Origin of the sequence: Methylobacterium komagatae (assembly GCF_042661665.1) — a bacterium.
Lineage (GTDB): Bacteria > Pseudomonadota > Alphaproteobacteria > Rhizobiales > Beijerinckiaceae > Methylobacterium > Methylobacterium komagatae.
Genome location: NZ_JBHSWN010000001.1, coordinates 40,123 through 56,352 on the forward strand (window position 1 = coordinate 40,123; position 16,230 = coordinate 56,352).

Consider the following 16,230-nt stretch of genomic DNA (forward strand, 5'->3'; position numbering starts at 1 on the left):
CGGCGAGATGCAATATTCCGAGGCGGTAATTCCGATGAAGGCGAGGACGTCCGTTCGCGGACGGGTCTCGTCGCTCGGCACCTTCGTCGCCACGATCAAGGCGAGAATCTTCATCGCCTTCTTCGCCATGAGCCTTCTGTCCGGAGCGCTCGGCATCTATGCCATCGTCGCGATCGATCACGTCGGCGACCTCGTGGGCAAGACCTACGACCAGTCGCTGATGTCCATCAATTACGCGCGAGCGACGGCGGCGGACTTCGCCAAGATGCGCGCGGCCTTTGCCCGCCAAGGTCTCACCCGCGATAAGGCCGCCATCGCCAAGCTCGATGCCACCATCATCGAGTTGCACACGACACTCGCTGAAGACCTGACCATCGCCGTCGAACGTGCTCAGTCAGACCGGGCCGTCCGGGCGGCCCATGCCGTGCAGGCCGGCGTCGCAGCCTGGGACGACATCCGCCGAAGCTTCGGAGATCTTTCCACCGTTCGCCAGGACAGGTGGGATGCCCTCGACCATCAGGCCGACATCATCGACGCACAGCTCGATATGCTGGTGAACTACACGGCGGGTGACGGTTTCACCTTCCGTCAGGCTGCCCGCATGGCGGTGAACAGCGAACTGCGGCTCAACATGGCGGCAGCGGCGCTGGCCATTTTCGGTTCGGCCATCATCGCTTGGCTTCTCCATCGGCGGATTCGCGGACCGATCGTCTCGGCCTCGATCGCCGCCGAGCGCATCGCAGCGGGCCATCTCGACGATTCGATCCCGACGGATGGACGGGACGAACTGAGCAGCCTGCTCCGTTCTATGGCGGCCATGCGGGACAACATCCGCGCCATGATGGAACGGGAGGTGCGTCAGCGCCGCTCGGCCGAGCGCATGCTCACCGACGCTCTGCAAAGCTCCCGCGAGGGCGTGATCGTGGTCGATGCGGGAGGTCAGATCGCCTTCGCGAACCCGGTTGCGCTTCAATTCTTCGACGGCGTCGAGGCGCAGGGTGATGCTGCCGGCGAGGCGATTTTCCGCGAAGCCCTGTGGCAGGACGGCGAATTCCGCCTGCCGAACGGCCGGTGGTTGCGCGTGAGCCGCAGCGCGATCGAGGAAGGCGGCTTCATCGCCGTGTGCAGCGACATCAGTGTCGTGAAGGAACTGGAAGACCAGCTTCGCGAGACCAACCTGCGCCTCGATGCGGCCCTGGACAACATGTCCCAGGGCCTCTGTCTGTTCGATGCCAACGACCGGCTCATGGTGGTGAACCGCCGCTACACGCAGATCTACGGACTGCCGGTGGGCGCCGTCGTACCAGGGATGACGGCGAAGCAGGTGATGGCGGTCAGTTTCGCCGGCCCCGATGCGGGACGCATGCTGACCGAAGCTGCCCGCGGAGCGCGCGACGGATCACCCTGCCCGACCTCCTTCCCGGTTATCGACGAATTGCCCAACGGCAAGGTCATCGCCATCGAGCGCCGGAATACCGCCGATGGTGGCTTCGTAGCGACCTATGAGGACGTCACCGAACGGCGCCATGCGGAAGCGCGCATCGCCTTCCTCGCTCATCACGACGTGCTCACCGGCCTGCCCAACCGCGTGGCTCTCGAACAGCAGATCACCTCGGCCGTCGCCCAGACCGGCCGCGACCAGGGCTTCGCCCTCTTCGCCATCGATCTCGACGATTTCCGCCCGGTCAACGACATGTTCGGCCACGCGGTCGGCGACGAATTGCTCGTGGCCGTCGCGAACCGGCTGAGCGCCTGCGTCCGCGAAATCGATTGCGTCGCGCGTATCGGCGCCGATGAATTCGTAGTTGTCCAACGTGCTGTCGAGCGGCCCGAGGATGCGGCCGTTCTGGCACGCCGGATCATCGACGTCGTCAAGGCACCCTACGTTCTGTCGAACCAAGTCATCAGCGTCGGCGTCACGCTGGGAATCACCGTGGCGCCGGGTGACGGCACGAGCGCGGGTAAGCTGCTGAAGAACGCCGATGTTGCCCTGGCCCGTGCGAAGGCTGAAGCACGCGGTGTATTCCGCTATTTCGAGCCCGACATGGATGCCCGGCTCCAGGCCCGGCGCGTGCTCGAGAACGATCTGCGTCACGCCCTGGAGACCGAAGCGTTCGAGGTCTACTACCAGCCGATCTACAGCCTCGGCGCAGAGCGGGTCTGCGGCTTCGAGGCGCTGCTGCGGTGGAAGCATCCGGTACGCGGCTTCATCTCGCCCGCCGAGTTCATCCCTCTGGCTGAGGAACTGGGGCTCATCATCCCCCTCGGGGAATGGGTGCTTGCCAAGGCCTGCGCCGATGCCGTGCGGTGGCCGGATGGACTGAAGATCGCCGTGAACGTCTCGGCGGTACAATTCACCTCGGCGAGCCTCGTCTCCGCCGTCCGCGATGCACTGCGTGTCACCGGCCTCCCCGGACGACGCCTCGAACTGGAGATCACCGAGTCGGTCCTGGTGGCCAATCCTGGGACCACCACCGCGATCCTGCACAGCCTCAAGGGGCTCGGGGTGCGCGTCTCGATGGACGATTTCGGCACCGGCTACTCGTCCCTCAGCTACCTGCGCAGCTTCCCCTTCGACAAGATCAAGATCGACCAGTCCTTCGTTCGAGATCTGTGCGAGGAGGACGGCACGGACTTCATCGTTCGCGCCGTCATCAGCCTCGGCGCCAGTCTCGGCATGACGACGACGGCAGAGGGTGTCGAGACGGAGGCACAACTCGCCCGGTTGCGGGCGGAAGGGTGCGACGAGGTGCAGGGCTACCTGTTCAGCCGCCCGGTGCCGATCACCGAGGTGCCGAACATCCTCGCGAGGTGGAACGGCGCGGCCAGGGCCATCGCCTGATCCAGACGAAAAAGGCCGGGCTCATCGCCCGGCCTTTTGCTTTACTCAGCCGCGTCGAGGCGCGGCGTGTCGAGGTCGGCGCGTTCGCGCTTCACCAGTTCGGCCGTGCGGAAGGCCACTTCCAGCGCCTGCTCCGCGTTGAGGCGCGGGTCGCAGTAGGTGTGGTAGCGGTCGCGCAGGTCGTCAGCCGTCAGCGCACGGGCGCCGCCGGTGCACTCGGTCACGTCCTTGCCGGTCATCTCCAGATGGATGCCGCCCGCGATCGTGCCCTCGGCCCGGTGAACGCCGAAGAAGCCTTCGATCTCCTGCATCACCCGGTCGAAGGGACGCGTCTTGTAGCCGCCCGCCGAAATCGTGTTGCCGTGCATCGGATCGCACACCCACACGACAGACCGCCCTTCCCGCTCCGCCGCCCGCACGAGGTTCGGCAGGTGCTCACCCACCTTGTCCGCGCCGAAGCGGCAAATGAGGCTGAGGCGGCCCGCCTCGTTCTCGGGGTTCAGGGCGTCGATCAGCTTGATCAGCCCCTCGCCCGTCATGGACGGCCCACACTTCAGGCCAATCGGGTTCTTGATGCCGCGTGCGTATTCCACGTGGGCATGGTCCGGCTGGCGGGTGCGATCGCCGATCCATAGCATGTGGCCGGAAGTCGCGTACCAGTCACCGCTCGTCGAATCGACGCGCGTGAGAGCCTGCTCGTAGCCAAGCAGCAGCGCCTCGTGGCTCGTGTAGAAATCGGTGGTCCGCACCTCCTGGTGCGTCTCCGGGTTGATGCCGATGGCGCGCATGAAGCCGAGCGCATCGCTCATGCGCGAGGCAACGTCCTGGTAGCGTGAGGATTGCGGCGAATCCTTCACGAAGCCGAGCATCCAGCGATGCGCGTTCTCGAGATTGGCGTAGCCGCCAGTCGCGAAGGCGCGCAGCAGGTTAAGCGTCGCCGCCGACTGGCGGTACGCCTCGAGCTGGCGGCGCGGGTCCGGCACGCGGGCCTCTTCCGTGAAGCCGAGGCCATTGACAATGTCACCGCGGTAGCTCGGCAGGGTCACGTCGCCCTGCGTCTCGTTCGGGGACGAGCGCGGCTTGGCGAACTGCCCGGCGATGCGGCCGACCTTCACCACGGGCGATCCGCCCGCGAAGGTCAGCACCATCGCCATCTGCAGGAACACGCGGAAAAAATCGCGGATGTTGTCGGCGGAATGCTCGTCAAAGCTTTCGGCGCAATCGCCACCCTGCAGCAGGAAGGCCTCACCAGCCGAAACGCGTGCCAGAGCCGCCTTCAGCTTGCGCGCCTCGCCTGCAAAAACAAGCGGTGGAAACGTCGCGATCTGCGCTTCGACGGCAGCCAGGGCAGCAGCGTCCGGATAGGCCGGCACCTGCTGAATCGGCAGGTTCCGCCACGTCGTCGGTGTCCAGCGCTCGCCCATGATCTTTCTCCACGCACCTCGTTCGTGCGACCGCGCCCACCGCGCGGATGGGGGCTTATAGAGAAGTTCAGATCGGATCGCGAGAGCCCGAACACCATCGCGGCGTGTCGAATGGCTGAGTTGCGTCACCGGCCTAGAGGCCGGGGTCGCCATCCTCGACCTCGATGCCGTGTTCGGCCAGAATCCAGAAGATCGCTTCCAGATCCTCCGCCGAGACGTCCCTAGGCGGCAGCGCCTCCTCCAGATCGTCGTAGGTCAAGCAGCGGCTTCGCTGCGCCTCGGCCTTCGCCAATAGCTGGTCGATTGCCCGCCTGATGTCGGCGGGCAACGCATCCTGACTCGGCAGGCGATACGTGAAAGCCGGCCGCAAGGCATCGGCCAGAAGGCCGTCTATGATCGCTTGACGCCGCGTTTGGGCGTCGTCGCGCTTTCCGTCGCCAGAACCGTGCTTGCCCATGAAGCTGATATGGCTCAGCGATTGGGCGCGTCGAGACCCTACCGGTGCGGCTTCCGTCGCTATCCCTGAACGAGAGCCTAACCGACCCCGACCGGATGCTTCGTGACGGCGGGCACCCGCATGGTCACAAGCTCCTCGGCGGCGGTGGGGTGGACGGCGATGGTGCGGTCGAAATCCGCCTTGGTCGCACCCATCGTGACGGCGATCCCGACGGCCTGGATCAACTCGCCCGCATCCTGCCCGAACAGGTGGACGCCGAGCACGCGATCCGTCGCGCATTCGACGATAACTTTCATCAGCACCTTCTCGTCGCGGCCCGACAGCGTCGCCTTCATCGGACGGAACGAGGCCTTGTAGACGTCGATCTCCCCGCATTGTTGCCGGGCCGCCGCCTCGGACAATCCGACCGTCCCGATCTCCGGTGTCGAGAACACGGCGGTGGGGATGAGGTGGTGATCGACACTCGTCGGCTTGCCGCCGAATTCGGTATCCGCGAAGGCGTGCCCCTCGCGGATCGCGACGGGGGTCAGGTTTGCACGGTTCGTCACGTCGCCCACGGCGTAGATCGACGGTACATGGGTCCGCGAGAACTCATCGACGGGAATAGCTCCCGCTGCGTCCGGCACGATGCCGACCCGGTCGAGGCCGAGCCCGCCGATATTCGGCTTGCGGCCGGTGGCGAGGAGGATCTGGTCCGCCTCGATCACGCTGCCGTCGCTCAAGGTCGCCGCGAGGCCGCCATCGCGGCGCTCGATCTCCGCCAGCGTCACACCGAGGCGGAGGTCCATGCGCTTGCCATAGGCATCGGCCAAGGCATCGCGCACTTCGTCGTCGAAGCCCCGCAGAAGCTTGTCGCCCCGGTGCAGCAGGGTGGTACGGCTGCCGAGCGCCGCGAACACGCCCGCGAATTCGACGGCGATGTAGCCGCCGCCGATCACGAGGATGCGCTCAGGCAGGCTCTCCAACTCGAACACCTCGTTCGAGGTGATGGCAAGTTCGACGCCCGGCACGGCGGGCTCCTTCACGGGATGGGCGCCCACCGCCACGAGGATGCGCTGCGCGCGCACGAGGCGGCCGGACTTCAGAAGGCGAACCGTGTTCGCGTCCTCGATGACCGCCCGCTCGGGCACGATCTCGACGCCCGCCCGCATCAGATTCGCATCGTAGATGCTTTCCAGCCGCGTAACCTCGGCGTCGCGCCGAGCCTTCAGCACACTCCAATCGAAGCGTGGCCTCTCCACCCTCCAGCCGAACCCGGCAGCGTCCTCGAATTCGTCGGCGAAGCGGCCCGCATAGACCATCAGTTTCTTCGGCACGCAGCCGCGGATCACGCAGGTACCGCCGACGCGATATTCCTCGGCCAGCATCACCTTGGCGCCGTAACCGGCGGCGATGCGCGCGGCCCGGACGCCGCCGGAGCCGCCACCGATGACGAAGAGATCGACGTCGAAACTCATGTCGGCAGATCCGTCGCAGAAAAGTCCGTTCGGGCGCGGGCGGCCCTCGCCCAGGTGATGGCAGCACCGAGCCCGGCCGTCCACCAGCCCGCCCAGGCGTTGTGCTCCACGAAGGCGATGGCCGCCGCGCAAGCCACGAGGCCGAGCGCAACGGAAAGATCGGCGACCGGAAGCACACTCAACCGGGCGAGCATCAGCATCAGCACGAGGGTGGCAAGAAACGCGCCGGGCAGGCCGAGTTCGGCCCAGACCTGGAGGAAGCTGTTATGCGGATGGCCCACGCCGAGAAGGATGCGCATTTCCGGCTCGATCCTGGCCGCGACGGGCGTCTCGGCGAAACGCCCGCTAATGCCGAAGCCGGCGCCTCGCCACGGCGAGAGCGCCACCGCCGTGCCGAAGCTTCGGGCGATGGCGACCCGCGCCCGCGACGAGGATTGGGTGAGCCGGGCATGCGCCGCCTCCGGCATCACCTTCGACAGAAGGTCCCCCTCGATCGGAGTCAGCGTGACCGCGAGGCCGAGCCCCAGCCCCGCGAGGGCCACGGCGCCCCGGCGCGGAAGCAGCCGGCTCAAGCCAGCCATGGCGAGACCGGCGATCAGGCCCATCGCCGCCGCGCCGCTGATCGACTTCAGGATGCCGAGGGCAGCACAGGCGAGCACCGCCAGCGCCGCGAGCCGCGAACCCCGCCGCCACAACAGGAGGGCCAATGGGGCGGCCACGAGATCCAGGATCATCGCGGGCCGGTTATGCACGAAGGCTGCGACCCGGCTGCCGAACAGCCGTTCGACCGGAAGATCCAAAGCGAGGTCGATGGCGATGAGCGGACCCGCCACGAGGATCGCGAGGCACGCGAGCGGCGCAGCGAAATTCGGCAGACGCCCCGGCGCGAGCCGCGCGAGGAGATAGGCGGCGACCAGCGTGGGGAAGAACTCGCCGAGCATTCGTAGCGAGGAGCCGGGAAGGGGCTCCAGGCGATGGAGACGACGCACCAGCCGAGAAAGGCCAGGGACGCTAAACCCGTCGGCGTCCGCAACGGCGCGACGAGCAGGGCGGACAAGTCACCCCGCCGCTCGCGCCAGCGCCCAGCCAGGAAGGCCAGGGCGGCGATGGCCACGACGGCGGGGCTCGACCGGTTGGCCAACACCATCACGAGCGGCAACAGCGCCAGGGCCGCCCCGCCCAGGGCGTAGAACGGCCGCGCCGCCTGCATGTCGGCTTACTGGGCTCGTGGCCGCGCTTGGCCATCTCCGCGCGGACGCGGACCATGATGTATTCCGAGACTTCCTCGGTCCAACCCTGCATCGCGCGGACCATCTCGTCGAGCAGCGCGGGCTGCATCTCGACGTAGCGCTTGCCTGCGGGCGAGCGGAAGAAGTTGGCGATGTCGGTGAGTTCGGCCTCGGTAAACTTTGCGGCGTAGGTGCGCGCGGCGATGTCGATCAGGCGCTGCTTCTGCAGCTCCATCTCCGGCTGAATCGCGGTCAGAACCTCTTCGAGGTCCTTCTGGATCTCCGGCCGGGTGATCGCCTGCTTACGGATCTGGTCCGCAAAAGACGGGATGATCGAATCGAACGACCGGGCGATGCCGGAGCTGAGCATGACCTCCCGGGCGAGCGCGAGGTGGTTCGCGCTGTAGGTCGGCGCGGCCGGGGCGGCCGTTGCGGGAGCGGGGGCCGGGGCGGGCTTCTTCGCCTGGGCGAGGGCCGGCATGACGGGCGCCGCGAGCGCAAGGCCGAGCAGAGCGGCGAGGAGGCGGGACATCGATGGGTCCTGTCGGTTGGAGAATCGGTTCAGGCGAGGGAGCCGAGGATGGTCACTTCGGCTTTCCCGCCGACATCGGCGGCGAGGATCGCGGCGGAGGCGATGCCGAGGAACAGGCCATGTTCCACCACGCCGGGCACGGACCAGAGGGCAGCCCCGAGCCGTTCGGGATCGGGAATGCGGCCGAGCCGGGCATCGAGAATCATGTGACCGCCATCGGTCATGACGGGACGGCCGTCCTTCTCGCGCACGACCACCGGGCCTTCGCAGCCCGAGGCGGACAAGGCGGCCTCGACGGCAAGGCGCGTGGCGGCGAGGCCGAACGGGTTCACCTCGATCGACAGCGGGAAGGCGCCGAGAGTGCCGACATGCTTGGCGGCATCCGCGATCACAACCATGCGGCGACTGGCGCAGGCGACGATCTTCTCGCGCAGCAGGGCGGCGCCGCCACCCTTGATCAGCCGCAACTGGTCGTCGACTTCGTCGGCACCGTCGATGGTGAGATCGAGTTGGGGCACCTCGTCCAGGGTGGCGAGGCGGATGCCCAGCCCTGCGGCCTGGATACGCGTCGCCTCCGAGGTCGGCACGCCGACGACGTCGAGCCCGTCGCGGACCTTCGCGCCCAGCAGGTCCACGAAGGCGGCGGCCGTCGAACCCGTGCCGAGCCCAAGCTTCATGCCCGGCTGAACCAGTTCGAGCGCGCGGGCAGCGGCGGCGCGGCGGAGGTCGGGGCCGCTCATCGCAGATCGCTCCGGCGGGGCTGAACGGGGGTCGAATCGGACATGGTCGGGCTGGCCCTGAGGGATGCTCGCCGCGCCCCTAACACGCCGATTGCCGGACCGGAACGGGCCTGCGGCGCGTGGCTGATCACGGACGCCCACCTTGTGAAGGGGTGACGCTCGTCCCCGGCCGACCGGCCGAGGTGCCGGGAATCGGTGCATTGTCCGGTGGCTCTGCACCTGGGCGCGACTGCTGCGTGCAGACGACCTGTTGGTTCTTCACCAGCACGAAGCAAATGCTCATCTCGCCGGTGCGGTAGTTGACGCGGAACACGCCCGCCTCGCGGCCGTGGCGGCTCGCGACGAGGCCGTATTCGGACGGCGCCTGCGGCCCCGCCCCCTCACCTGCGCCGAAGCACACCGTCTGGCCGATGCCGCCGCCGGATTCCTGCAGACCATACTGACAGGAGATGACCTCGCCGGTCACCTTGTCGATCCGGTACATGCGGTTCAGGTCGGTCTGGGGGGCGGGCACGAATTCGTAGGAGGTCGCCGCCGCCGGCAGGGCGTGCAGCAGACCGCAGACGATGAGCGTCGGCAGGATGGGGCGCATGGGACTTCCACTGAAGGGAGTTCCCGCTTTCGCGGAGGTTTCAGGCGAGTCTTAGGCAGGGACGGCCGGGCAGGGCTGCCCCCTGCTTCGCCGCGTACCCTTGCCGGGTGGCCTCGTCGCCGTTAGCCAAGCGCCACTTTTCGAGAAAGTGGATCTCCGACATGGCCGCCCCGCCCATCGCCGTCTTCGACCTCGACGGCACCCTCGCCGAGACAGCGGGCGACCTGATCGGCACGCTCAACGTGCTCCTGACCCGCGAGGGTTTGGCCGAACTGCCCCTGTCTCAGGCTCGCGAGCTCGATCGGGGCCGGGGCGAAGGCCCTGATCAAGCGCGGTTTTGAAGCGGAGGGCCGCGCCCTCGCGCCGGCCGAACACGACCGGCTGTTCGATGACTTCATCGCCCATTACGGCGAGCACCTCGCCGACTCGTCCCACCTGTTCGAGGGCGTGGTCGAGTCGCTCGACCGGCTTGCCCAAGCGGGCTTCACGCTGGCCGTCTGCACCAACAAATACGAGGGGCAGTCGGTGAAGCTCCTTAACATCCTCGGCATCGCCGACCGCTTCGCGGCGATCTGCGGCCGGGACACCTTCCCGGTCTATAAGCCGGATCCCCGCCATCTGACCGATACGATCGCCCAGGCGGGCGGCGATCCGGCCCGCGCGGTAATGGTGGGCGATTCCCGCACCGACATCGACACGGCGAAGGCGGCGGGCATTCCCGTCGTCGCCGTTACCTTCGGCTACACCGACACCCATGTCAGCGAGTTGGGGCCGGACCGCGTGATCGAGCATTTCGCCGATCTCTACGAGGCCGTGACCGCGTTGGTGCCGCTGCACTGAGACGGTTCAGCGAAGCCACGTCCTGAGGCGGCCCACGGTATCCCGGCAATCCTTCTCCGAACCGGCGAAGGAGAAGCGGATGTGGTGGCCGCCCGCCGCGGGGTCGAAATCGAGGCCGGGCGTCGCCGCGATGCCGGCTTCGTCGAGCATGCGCCGACAGAAGCCCGCGGCGTCGTTCGTGAGGTTCGACACGTCGGCGTAGATGTAGAAAGCACCGTCCGCCGGGTGGACCTTGCCAAGGCCGAGGCCGGGGAACGCATCGAGCAGGATCGCACGGTTACGGGCATAGCCTTCGCGCACCGCCTCCAGTTCCTCCGTCGCGTCGAAGGCAGCGATGGCCCCTACCTGCGAGAGGTAAGGCGCGGAAATGTAGAGGTTCTGCGCCAGCCGCTCGACGGCCCGCACCAGCCCGTCCGGCACGATCATCCAGCCGATACGCCAGCCGGTCATGCAATGGTACTTCGAGAAGGAGTTGATGATCACCGCATCGGGCTCGAACTGCAGCGCGGTGGCGGCGGGCGCGCCGTAGGTGAGCCCGTGATAGATCTCGTCCGAGATCAGCGGCAGGCCGAGGCGACGGGCGCGAGCGCAGAGATCGCCGAGGGCGTCCGGCACGATCACCGTGCCCGAGGGATTGGCCGGGCTCATCACGAGGACGCCGTTCAGGGCCCTTGTTTCGTGAGTGGATTGCAGCAGATCGGCCGTAGGGGCGAAGCGATCCTGTTCGCGCAGCACCATGGGCACCGGCTCGATGCCGAGCGAGGCGAGGATGTTGCGATAGGCCGGATAGCCCGGCTGCGGCACGCCAACCCGGTCACCCGCATCAAACAGCGCCATGAAGGCGAGGAGGAATCCGGCGGAGGAGCCCGTCGTAACCACGACCTGCTCCGGCGCGACCGTGACACCGTACCGCCCCCGGTAGTCCTGCGCGATCCGCTCGCGCAAGGCAGGCAGGCCCAGAGCCTCGGTGTAGGGCACGCGCCCGAGCGTGAGTGCATTGCGCGTGGCCTCGATGACCGTGATCGGCCCCCACGAGGTGGTCCAAGGTCAAAGTTAGTGCAGGGTTGGTCGCTGGACCACGGCGAGCTTGGCCGGTGCAGCCGGCCTAGCGGCTATAGCTGGCACGAACACCTCTGGCGCTGGCGGCCGGTAGCCCAATGCGCCATGCGGCCGAACCGTATTGTAGTGCCGTCGCCAGCCCTCGATCATGATCTGCGCCTCCTTGAGCGTGTAAAAAATCTCGCCATTCAGCAGCTCGTTGCGTATCTGTGCGTTGAAGCTCTCGACATATCCGTTCTCCCACGGCGAACCAGGGGTGATGTAGGCCGTCCTTGCGCCAACGGCCGCAATCCAGGACTGCACCGACTTGGCGATGAACTCCGGACCATTGTCTGACCGAATGTGCGCCGGCACGCCGCGCAGGATGAACAGGTCGGACAGCACATCGATCACGTCGGCCGCCTTGAGCTTGCGATCCACTCGGATGGCCAGGCACTCGCGGCTGAACTCGTCGAGGACGTTGAGCATCCGGAACTTGCGCCCGTCGTGGGTGCGCGTCTCGACGAAGTCGTAGGACCAGACGTGATTGCGGTGCTCCGGGCGCAGCCGGATACAGGAACCATCCCCGTCCCACAGCCGTGCGCGCTTGGGCTGGCGGGCCGGGACCTTCAGCCCCTCCTGCCGCCATAGGCGCTCGACCCGCTTGTCGTTGACCAGCCAGCCGTCCGCCCGCAGTAGGGCGGCGACCTTCCGATAGCCGTAGCGCCCGTAGCTACGGGCAAATTCGATCAGCTCGGCGACGAGCGCCGCCTCGTCATCTTTGCCCCGCGGCGCCTTGCGCTGTGTCGAGCGATGCTGCCCGAGTGCCTTGCAGGCCCGACGCTCGGAGACCTTCAGCACGGTCCGGACATGCTCGATGCAGGCGCGTCGGCGCGCGGGGCTGGTCAGTTTCCCCGGGCGGCTTCCTGCAGGATCAGCTTGTCCAGGGTGAGATCGGCGATGGCTTTTCTGAGCCGCTGGTTCTCCGTCTCCAGATCCTTCATCCGCCGGACCTGATCCGACTTCAGGCCGCCGTACTCACGCCGCCAGCGGTAGTAGGTCACCTCACTCACGCCGATCGCGCGGATCGCCTCCGCCACGCTCTGGCCTTGCCCGACCAGCACGTCCGCCTGCCGCAGCTTGGCGACGATCTCCTCAGGCTTGGGTCGCTTCCTCGACATCGATCCGTCCTCCAGGCTCAAAGCCATACCAAAGGGCGGACCACTTCATTGGGGGCGGATCAACCGGGCGGGGCGCTCCCGCCGAGGGCTGGCCCACCTCCATATGCACCACCTCAAGGCCCGAACGCTCCCGTGCGGCGGCGGCGCTCATCACGTCCATGACCATGAACGGCGCGACCTGCGAGGACCGGCGGGAGGGGTTCGGCATGGGATCCGTCTGCTCAGGGTGCCCATTGGGCGCAATCGGTCTATTTGACCGCGCGCCGCGAAAACGCCAAACCCGGCGGCAATAGGCTCAGCCCGTCCGACGCCCGCGTCACGCGAGGAATCATGTCTTTCTTCCGCCCCCTGCCCGTCCTCGCCCTTGCGCTCAGCCTCGGCGTCTCCGCCACCGCCCTGGCGCAGAATGCCGCCGCTCCCTTCACCGACGCCCAGCGTTCGGCGATCGAGGGCATCATCAAGGATTACCTAATCAAGAACCCCGAGGTTCTGCAGGATGCGATGGCCGAGGCCGAGAAGCGGCAGGTCGAGACGCAGCGCCTCGCTCAAGGAGCCGCCCTCAAGGAGTCGCGTGAGCTGCTGGTGAACGGCAAGCACGACGTGGTTGCGGGCAACCCGCAGGGCGACATCACCCTCGTCGAGTTCTTCGATTACAATTGCGGCTACTGCCGCAAGGCGCTCGGCGATTTACAGGCGCTGATCAAGGCGGATCCCAAGCTGCGTGTCGTCATCAAGGACTTCCCGGTGCTCGGCCAGGAATCCCTGGAAGCGAGCCAAGTGGCCGTCGCCGTGGCGCAGCAGCTGAAGGGCGATAAGCTGTTCGAATTCCACCAGAAGCTGCTCGAGTCCAAGGGCCGCGTGAACGGCGCCAAGGCCCTCGATGTGGCCAAGCAGATGGGCCTCGACACCACCAAGCTCCAGAAGGACATGTCGTCCCCTGAGGTGAAGGCGGTGATCTCCGAGAATCGCGGCCTCGGCGACCGGCTCGGCCTGTCGGGCACGCCTGCCTTCATCGTCGGTGACGAGGTGATTCCGGGCGCTGTCGGCGTCGAGCCAATGCGCAAGACCATCGCGGATGTCCGCCAGTGCGGCCACGCCTCCTGCTGAGCCTCTGAACGAGACAACATTACATCGCGGCTTGTCGCGGGGCAGTCTGGTCGTCTAAGACCACGAGGCCCGCGGCGAAGCGCGGTGCTCCCGGCGCCCGGTTGAGCCTGAGCCCCCGCCCGCCGGACGATCGGACCCGATGCCAGACGAAGAAGGCCGGATGCCCAAGCACGATTCCATCGATCCCGAGCTCGTTCGCGAGCTCGCCCACCTGGTCACGGAGACGGGTCTCTCCGAGATCGAGGTCGAGAAGGGCGATCTGCGCATCCGCGTCGCCCGCCGGATCGAGCCCGTCTCCGTCCAGGTGGCGGCGCCCGCGCCGATCGCAGCTGCGGCGCCCGCTCCGGTTCACATGCCGGCGGCCCTCGCCCCGGCCGAGCCCGTCCGCGCCGATCCGGGTACCGTGCCCTCCCCCATGGTCGGCACCGCCTACCTGCGTCCGTCGCCCGACGCGAAGCCGTTCATTGAGGTCGGCACGCGAGTCGAGGTCGGCGACAAGCTTCTGCTGATCGAGGCGATGAAGACCTTCAACGAAATCGTTGCGACCCGCGCCGGCACCGTGACGGCGATCTTCGTCGAGGACGGCCAGCCGGTCGAGTTCGGCGAGGCGCTCCTCGTCATCGCCTGACGCCCCGGGAAGCAGCCGCCATGTTCGACAAGATCCTGATCGCCAACCGGGGCGAGATCGCGCTGCGGATTCTGCGGGCGGCGAAGGAACTCGGTATCGCCACCGTGGCGGTGCATTCCACCGCCGACGCGGATGCGATGCACGTGCGCCTCGCCGACGAGAGCGTCTGCATCGGCCCACCCGCCGCGCGGGACAGCTACCTCAACATTCCGTCGATCATCGCCGCCTGTGAGATCACCGGGGCGGATGCCGTCCATCCCGGCTACGGCTTCCTCTCCGAGAATGCCCGCTTCGCCGAAGTGCTGGCTCACCACGATATCGGCTTCATCGGCCCCAAGGCGGAGCACATCCGCATCATGGGCGATAAGATCGAAGCGAAGCGGACGGCGCTCCGCCTCGGGATCCCCTGCGTTCCCGGTTCCGAGGGCGGGGTCGAAACGGGCGACGAAGCCAAGCGTGTCGCCGCCGAGATCGGCTATCCCGTGCTGGTGAAAGCCGCCTCGGGCGGTGGTGGGCGCGGCATGAAGGTCGCCCGCACTGAGGCCGATCTCGATCAGGCCATCGGCATGGCCCGCTCCGAGGCCAAGGCCGCCTTCGGTGACGATGCCGTCTATCTCGAGAAGTATCTCGAGAAGCCGAGACACATCGAGGTCCAGGTGCTGGGCGATGGCAAGGGCGGCGCCGTCCACCTCGCCGAGCGCGATTGCTCGCTTCAGCGCCGTCACCAGAAGGTGTGGGAAGAAGGCGGTTCGCCCGCCCTCAACGAGGCGATGCGAGCTGAAATCGGCGGCATCTGCGCCAACGCCATGAAGGAATTGGGCTATCTCGGCGCGGGCACGGTGGAGTTTCTCTACGAGGACGGTCGCTTCTATTTCATCGAGATGAACACCCGCATCCAGGTGGAGCATCCGGTAACCGAGATGATCACCGGCATCGACCTCGTGAACGAACAGATCCGGGTCGCGGCGGGAGCCCCGCTCTCGGTGTCGCAGAGCGACATCAAGGTCGAAGGCCACGCCATCGAATGCCGCATCAATGCCGAGGATCCGGAGACCTTCCGGCCCTCGCCGGGGCAGATCACCTATTACCATCCGCCGGGCGGTCTTGGGGTGCGCGTCGATTCGGCCGCGTTCCAGGGCTACAAGATCCCGCCGAACTACGACTCGCTGATCGGCAAGCTCATCGTCCATGGACGTACCCGCAACGAGTGCCTGATGCGCCTTCGCCGCGCCCTCGATGAGTTCGTCATCGACGGTGTCGATACGACGCTGCCGCTGTTCCGCGCCCTGGTGCGCAATCAGGACGTTCAGAACGGCCTGTACGACATCCATTGGTTGGAAACGGCCCTGGCGAACGGCGTCCTGAAAACCTGAGCGGGAGCGGCCATAGGACCCTCTGGTCTTTCCCCCTCGAGCGGGCGACAGTCATCGCCATGCATGACGGCGCCCGTATAGACATCACGCCCGAGATCCTGCTGAGAGCCTACGCCGCGGGGATCTTCCCCATGGCGGAGGACGCGGACGATCCGACCCTCTATTGGGTCGAGCCGCGCGCCCGGGGCATCCTCCCGATCGACGGGTTCCGCATTCCCCGCCGCCTCGCTCGGACCGTGCGATCCGACGTGTTCGAGGTCTGCTCGGACACCGATTTCGAGGGCGTGATCGAGGGCTGCGCGGGACCGCGTCGCGACAGTGAGCGCACCTGGATCAACCAGCGCATCCGCGACCTCTACGGCGCGCTGTTCGATGAGGGCTACGTTCACACGATCGAGGTCTATGCCCGCGAGCCGCGACGACTCGTCGGCGGCCTCTACGGCGTCTCGCTCGGATCCGCCTTCTTCGGCGAGAGCATGTTCCACCTTGCCCGCGACGCGTCGAAGGTGGCGCTCGTCCACCTGATGGCCCGGCTGCGCACGGGCGGCTACCGGCTGGCCGACACGCAGTTCGTGACCGACCATCTTGCCCAGTTCGGCGCCGAGGAAATTCCCCGCCACGCCTATAAGCGCCGTCTCGCCGCCGCGCTCGATGCGGAGGCGGATTGGAATATCTGGCCGTGCGACGGGTCCGTCACCGGAGAGCAGGCGCTGCTGGCGCTCGATCCTGTCGAGGAGTAATTCCCCCTCGACCGGGCAATTCCATCATTGCAAACGCGTTGATGACGCCG

The 16,230-nt window shown here is 67.0% G+C and carries 14 protein-coding genes and 2 pseudogenes; 6 read left to right on the top strand and 10 right to left on the bottom strand.

What is annotated here, in order from left to right; translation table 11 throughout:
* Positions 1-34 precede the first annotated feature (34 nt).
* Positions 35-2,842 (top strand): EAL domain-containing protein, encoded by a 2,808-nt coding sequence (locus tag ACFQE0_RS00195; protein WP_378965943.1) that lies wholly within the window; start codon positions 35-37, stop codon positions 2,840-2,842.
* 41 nt (positions 2,843-2,883) lie between these two features.
* Here the strand turns inward: ACFQE0_RS00195 and ACFQE0_RS00200 are convergent, their stop codons facing one another.
* The 7 genes from ACFQE0_RS00200 to ACFQE0_RS00230 form a co-directional block, all read right to left on the bottom strand.
* Positions 2,884-4,266: a class II 3-deoxy-7-phosphoheptulonate synthase gene (locus ACFQE0_RS00200; protein WP_378965945.1), complete on the bottom strand. Its 1,383-nt coding sequence runs from the start codon at positions 4,264-4,266 to the stop codon at positions 2,884-2,886.
* A gap of 133 nt (positions 4,267-4,399) precedes the next feature.
* On the bottom strand, positions 4,400-4,723 hold the full coding sequence (locus ACFQE0_RS00205; protein ID WP_378965947.1) for an RNA polymerase sigma factor region1.1 domain-containing protein: 324 nt from the start codon (positions 4,721-4,723) through the stop codon (positions 4,400-4,402).
* A gap of 77 nt (positions 4,724-4,800) precedes the next feature.
* Positions 4,801-6,180, bottom strand: a complete 1,380-nt coding sequence (gor, locus tag ACFQE0_RS00210; protein ID WP_378965950.1) for a glutathione-disulfide reductase — start codon at positions 6,178-6,180, stop codon at positions 4,801-4,803.
* Positions 6,177-7,169, bottom strand: coding sequence for an O-antigen ligase family protein (locus ACFQE0_RS00215; protein WP_378965952.1), 993 nt, complete (start codon positions 7,167-7,169; stop codon positions 6,177-6,179). The genes gor and ACFQE0_RS00215 overlap by 4 nt, the downstream gene beginning before the upstream one ends.
* A gap of 157 nt (positions 7,170-7,326) precedes the next feature.
* On the bottom strand, positions 7,327-7,941 hold the full coding sequence (locus tag ACFQE0_RS00220; protein ID WP_378965954.1) for a DUF2059 domain-containing protein: 615 nt from the start codon (positions 7,939-7,941) through the stop codon (positions 7,327-7,329).
* A 29-nt stretch (positions 7,942-7,970) separates the two neighbouring features.
* Positions 7,971-8,681 carry a ribose-5-phosphate isomerase RpiA gene (rpiA, locus tag ACFQE0_RS00225; RefSeq protein ID WP_378965957.1) on the bottom strand — a complete coding sequence of 237 codons (711 nt, stop codon included), beginning with the start codon at positions 8,679-8,681 and terminating at the stop codon, positions 7,971-7,973.
* 127 nt (positions 8,682-8,808) lie between these two features.
* Positions 8,809-9,273, bottom strand: a complete 465-nt coding sequence (locus tag ACFQE0_RS00230; protein WP_378965959.1) for a hypothetical protein — start codon at positions 9,271-9,273, stop codon at positions 8,809-8,811.
* 161 nt (positions 9,274-9,434) lie between these two features.
* On the opposite strand from ACFQE0_RS00230, the pseudogene ACFQE0_RS00235 reads away from it, so the two are divergent.
* A pseudogene (locus ACFQE0_RS00235) lies at positions 9,435-10,113 on the top strand (HAD family hydrolase).
* 6 nt (positions 10,114-10,119) lie between these two features.
* On the opposite strand, the gene ACFQE0_RS00240 reads toward ACFQE0_RS00235, so the two are convergent.
* The 3 genes and pseudogenes from ACFQE0_RS00240 to ACFQE0_RS00250 all read right to left on the bottom strand — a co-directional run.
* Positions 10,120-11,136, bottom strand: coding sequence for a pyridoxal phosphate-dependent aminotransferase (locus tag ACFQE0_RS00240; RefSeq protein WP_378975169.1), 1,017 nt, complete (start codon positions 11,134-11,136; stop codon positions 10,120-10,122).
* A 30-nt stretch (positions 11,137-11,166) separates the two neighbouring features.
* Positions 11,167-12,332 (bottom strand): IS3 family transposase gene (locus tag ACFQE0_RS00245; RefSeq protein WP_089231777.1). Its coding sequence is split into 2 segments (ribosomal slippage): positions 11,167-12,068 and positions 12,068-12,332, totalling 1,167 coding nucleotides; the frame shifts between segments, so codons are not numbered across the junction.
* Positions 12,333-12,396: 64 nt separating this feature from the next.
* Positions 12,397-12,540, bottom strand: a pseudogene (locus ACFQE0_RS00250) (pyridoxal phosphate-dependent aminotransferase); the annotation flags it as partial.
* A 122-nt stretch (positions 12,541-12,662) separates the two neighbouring features.
* Here ACFQE0_RS00250 and ACFQE0_RS00255 point away from each other — a divergent pair.
* From ACFQE0_RS00255 to aat, 4 genes are all read left to right on the top strand, one after another.
* The gene (locus ACFQE0_RS00255) at positions 12,663-13,439 is read left to right on the top strand and encodes a DsbA family protein (protein WP_378965962.1); all 777 of its coding nucleotides are present in this window, start codon (positions 12,663-12,665) and stop codon (positions 13,437-13,439) included.
* Positions 13,440-13,599: 160 nt separating this feature from the next.
* Positions 13,600-14,067, top strand: a complete 468-nt coding sequence (gene accB, locus ACFQE0_RS00260; protein ID WP_378975171.1) for an acetyl-CoA carboxylase biotin carboxyl carrier protein — start codon at positions 13,600-13,602, stop codon at positions 14,065-14,067.
* Positions 14,068-14,087: 20 nt separating this feature from the next.
* Positions 14,088-15,440: an acetyl-CoA carboxylase biotin carboxylase subunit gene (gene accC / locus ACFQE0_RS00265; RefSeq protein WP_378965964.1), complete on the top strand. Its 1,353-nt coding sequence runs from the start codon at positions 14,088-14,090 to the stop codon at positions 15,438-15,440.
* A 59-nt stretch (positions 15,441-15,499) separates the two neighbouring features.
* Positions 15,500-16,180 (top strand): leucyl/phenylalanyl-tRNA--protein transferase, encoded by a 681-nt coding sequence (gene aat, locus ACFQE0_RS00270; RefSeq protein WP_378965966.1) that lies wholly within the window; start codon positions 15,500-15,502, stop codon positions 16,178-16,180.
* The last annotated feature ends 50 nt before the right edge of the window (positions 16,181-16,230 follow it).

Coding starts and splice junctions, on each gene's coding strand:
- ACFQE0_RS00195 (WP_378965943.1), top strand. CDS start 35: ATGAAGGCGAGGACGTCCGTTCGCGGACGGGTCTCGTCGCTCGGCACC.
- ACFQE0_RS00200 (WP_378965945.1), bottom strand. CDS start 4,266: ATGGGCGAGCGCTGGACACCGACGACGTGGCGGAACCTGCCGATTCAG.
- ACFQE0_RS00205 (WP_378965947.1), bottom strand. CDS start 4,723: ATGGGCAAGCACGGTTCTGGCGACGGAAAGCGCGACGACGCCCAAACG.
- gor (WP_378965950.1), bottom strand. CDS start 6,180: ATGAGTTTCGACGTCGATCTCTTCGTCATCGGTGGCGGCTCCGGCGGC.
- ACFQE0_RS00220 (WP_378965954.1), bottom strand. CDS start 7,941: ATGTCCCGCCTCCTCGCCGCTCTGCTCGGCCTTGCGCTCGCGGCGCCC.
- rpiA (WP_378965957.1), bottom strand. CDS start 8,681: ATGAGCGGCCCCGACCTCCGCCGCGCCGCCGCTGCCCGCGCGCTCGAA.
- ACFQE0_RS00230 (WP_378965959.1), bottom strand. CDS start 9,273: ATGCGCCCCATCCTGCCGACGCTCATCGTCTGCGGTCTGCTGCACGCC.
- ACFQE0_RS00255 (WP_378965962.1), top strand. CDS start 12,663: ATGTCTTTCTTCCGCCCCCTGCCCGTCCTCGCCCTTGCGCTCAGCCTC.
- accB (WP_378975171.1), top strand. CDS start 13,600: ATGCCCAAGCACGATTCCATCGATCCCGAGCTCGTTCGCGAGCTCGCC.
- accC (WP_378965964.1), top strand. CDS start 14,088: ATGTTCGACAAGATCCTGATCGCCAACCGGGGCGAGATCGCGCTGCGG.
- aat (WP_378965966.1), top strand. CDS start 15,500: ATGCATGACGGCGCCCGTATAGACATCACGCCCGAGATCCTGCTGAGA.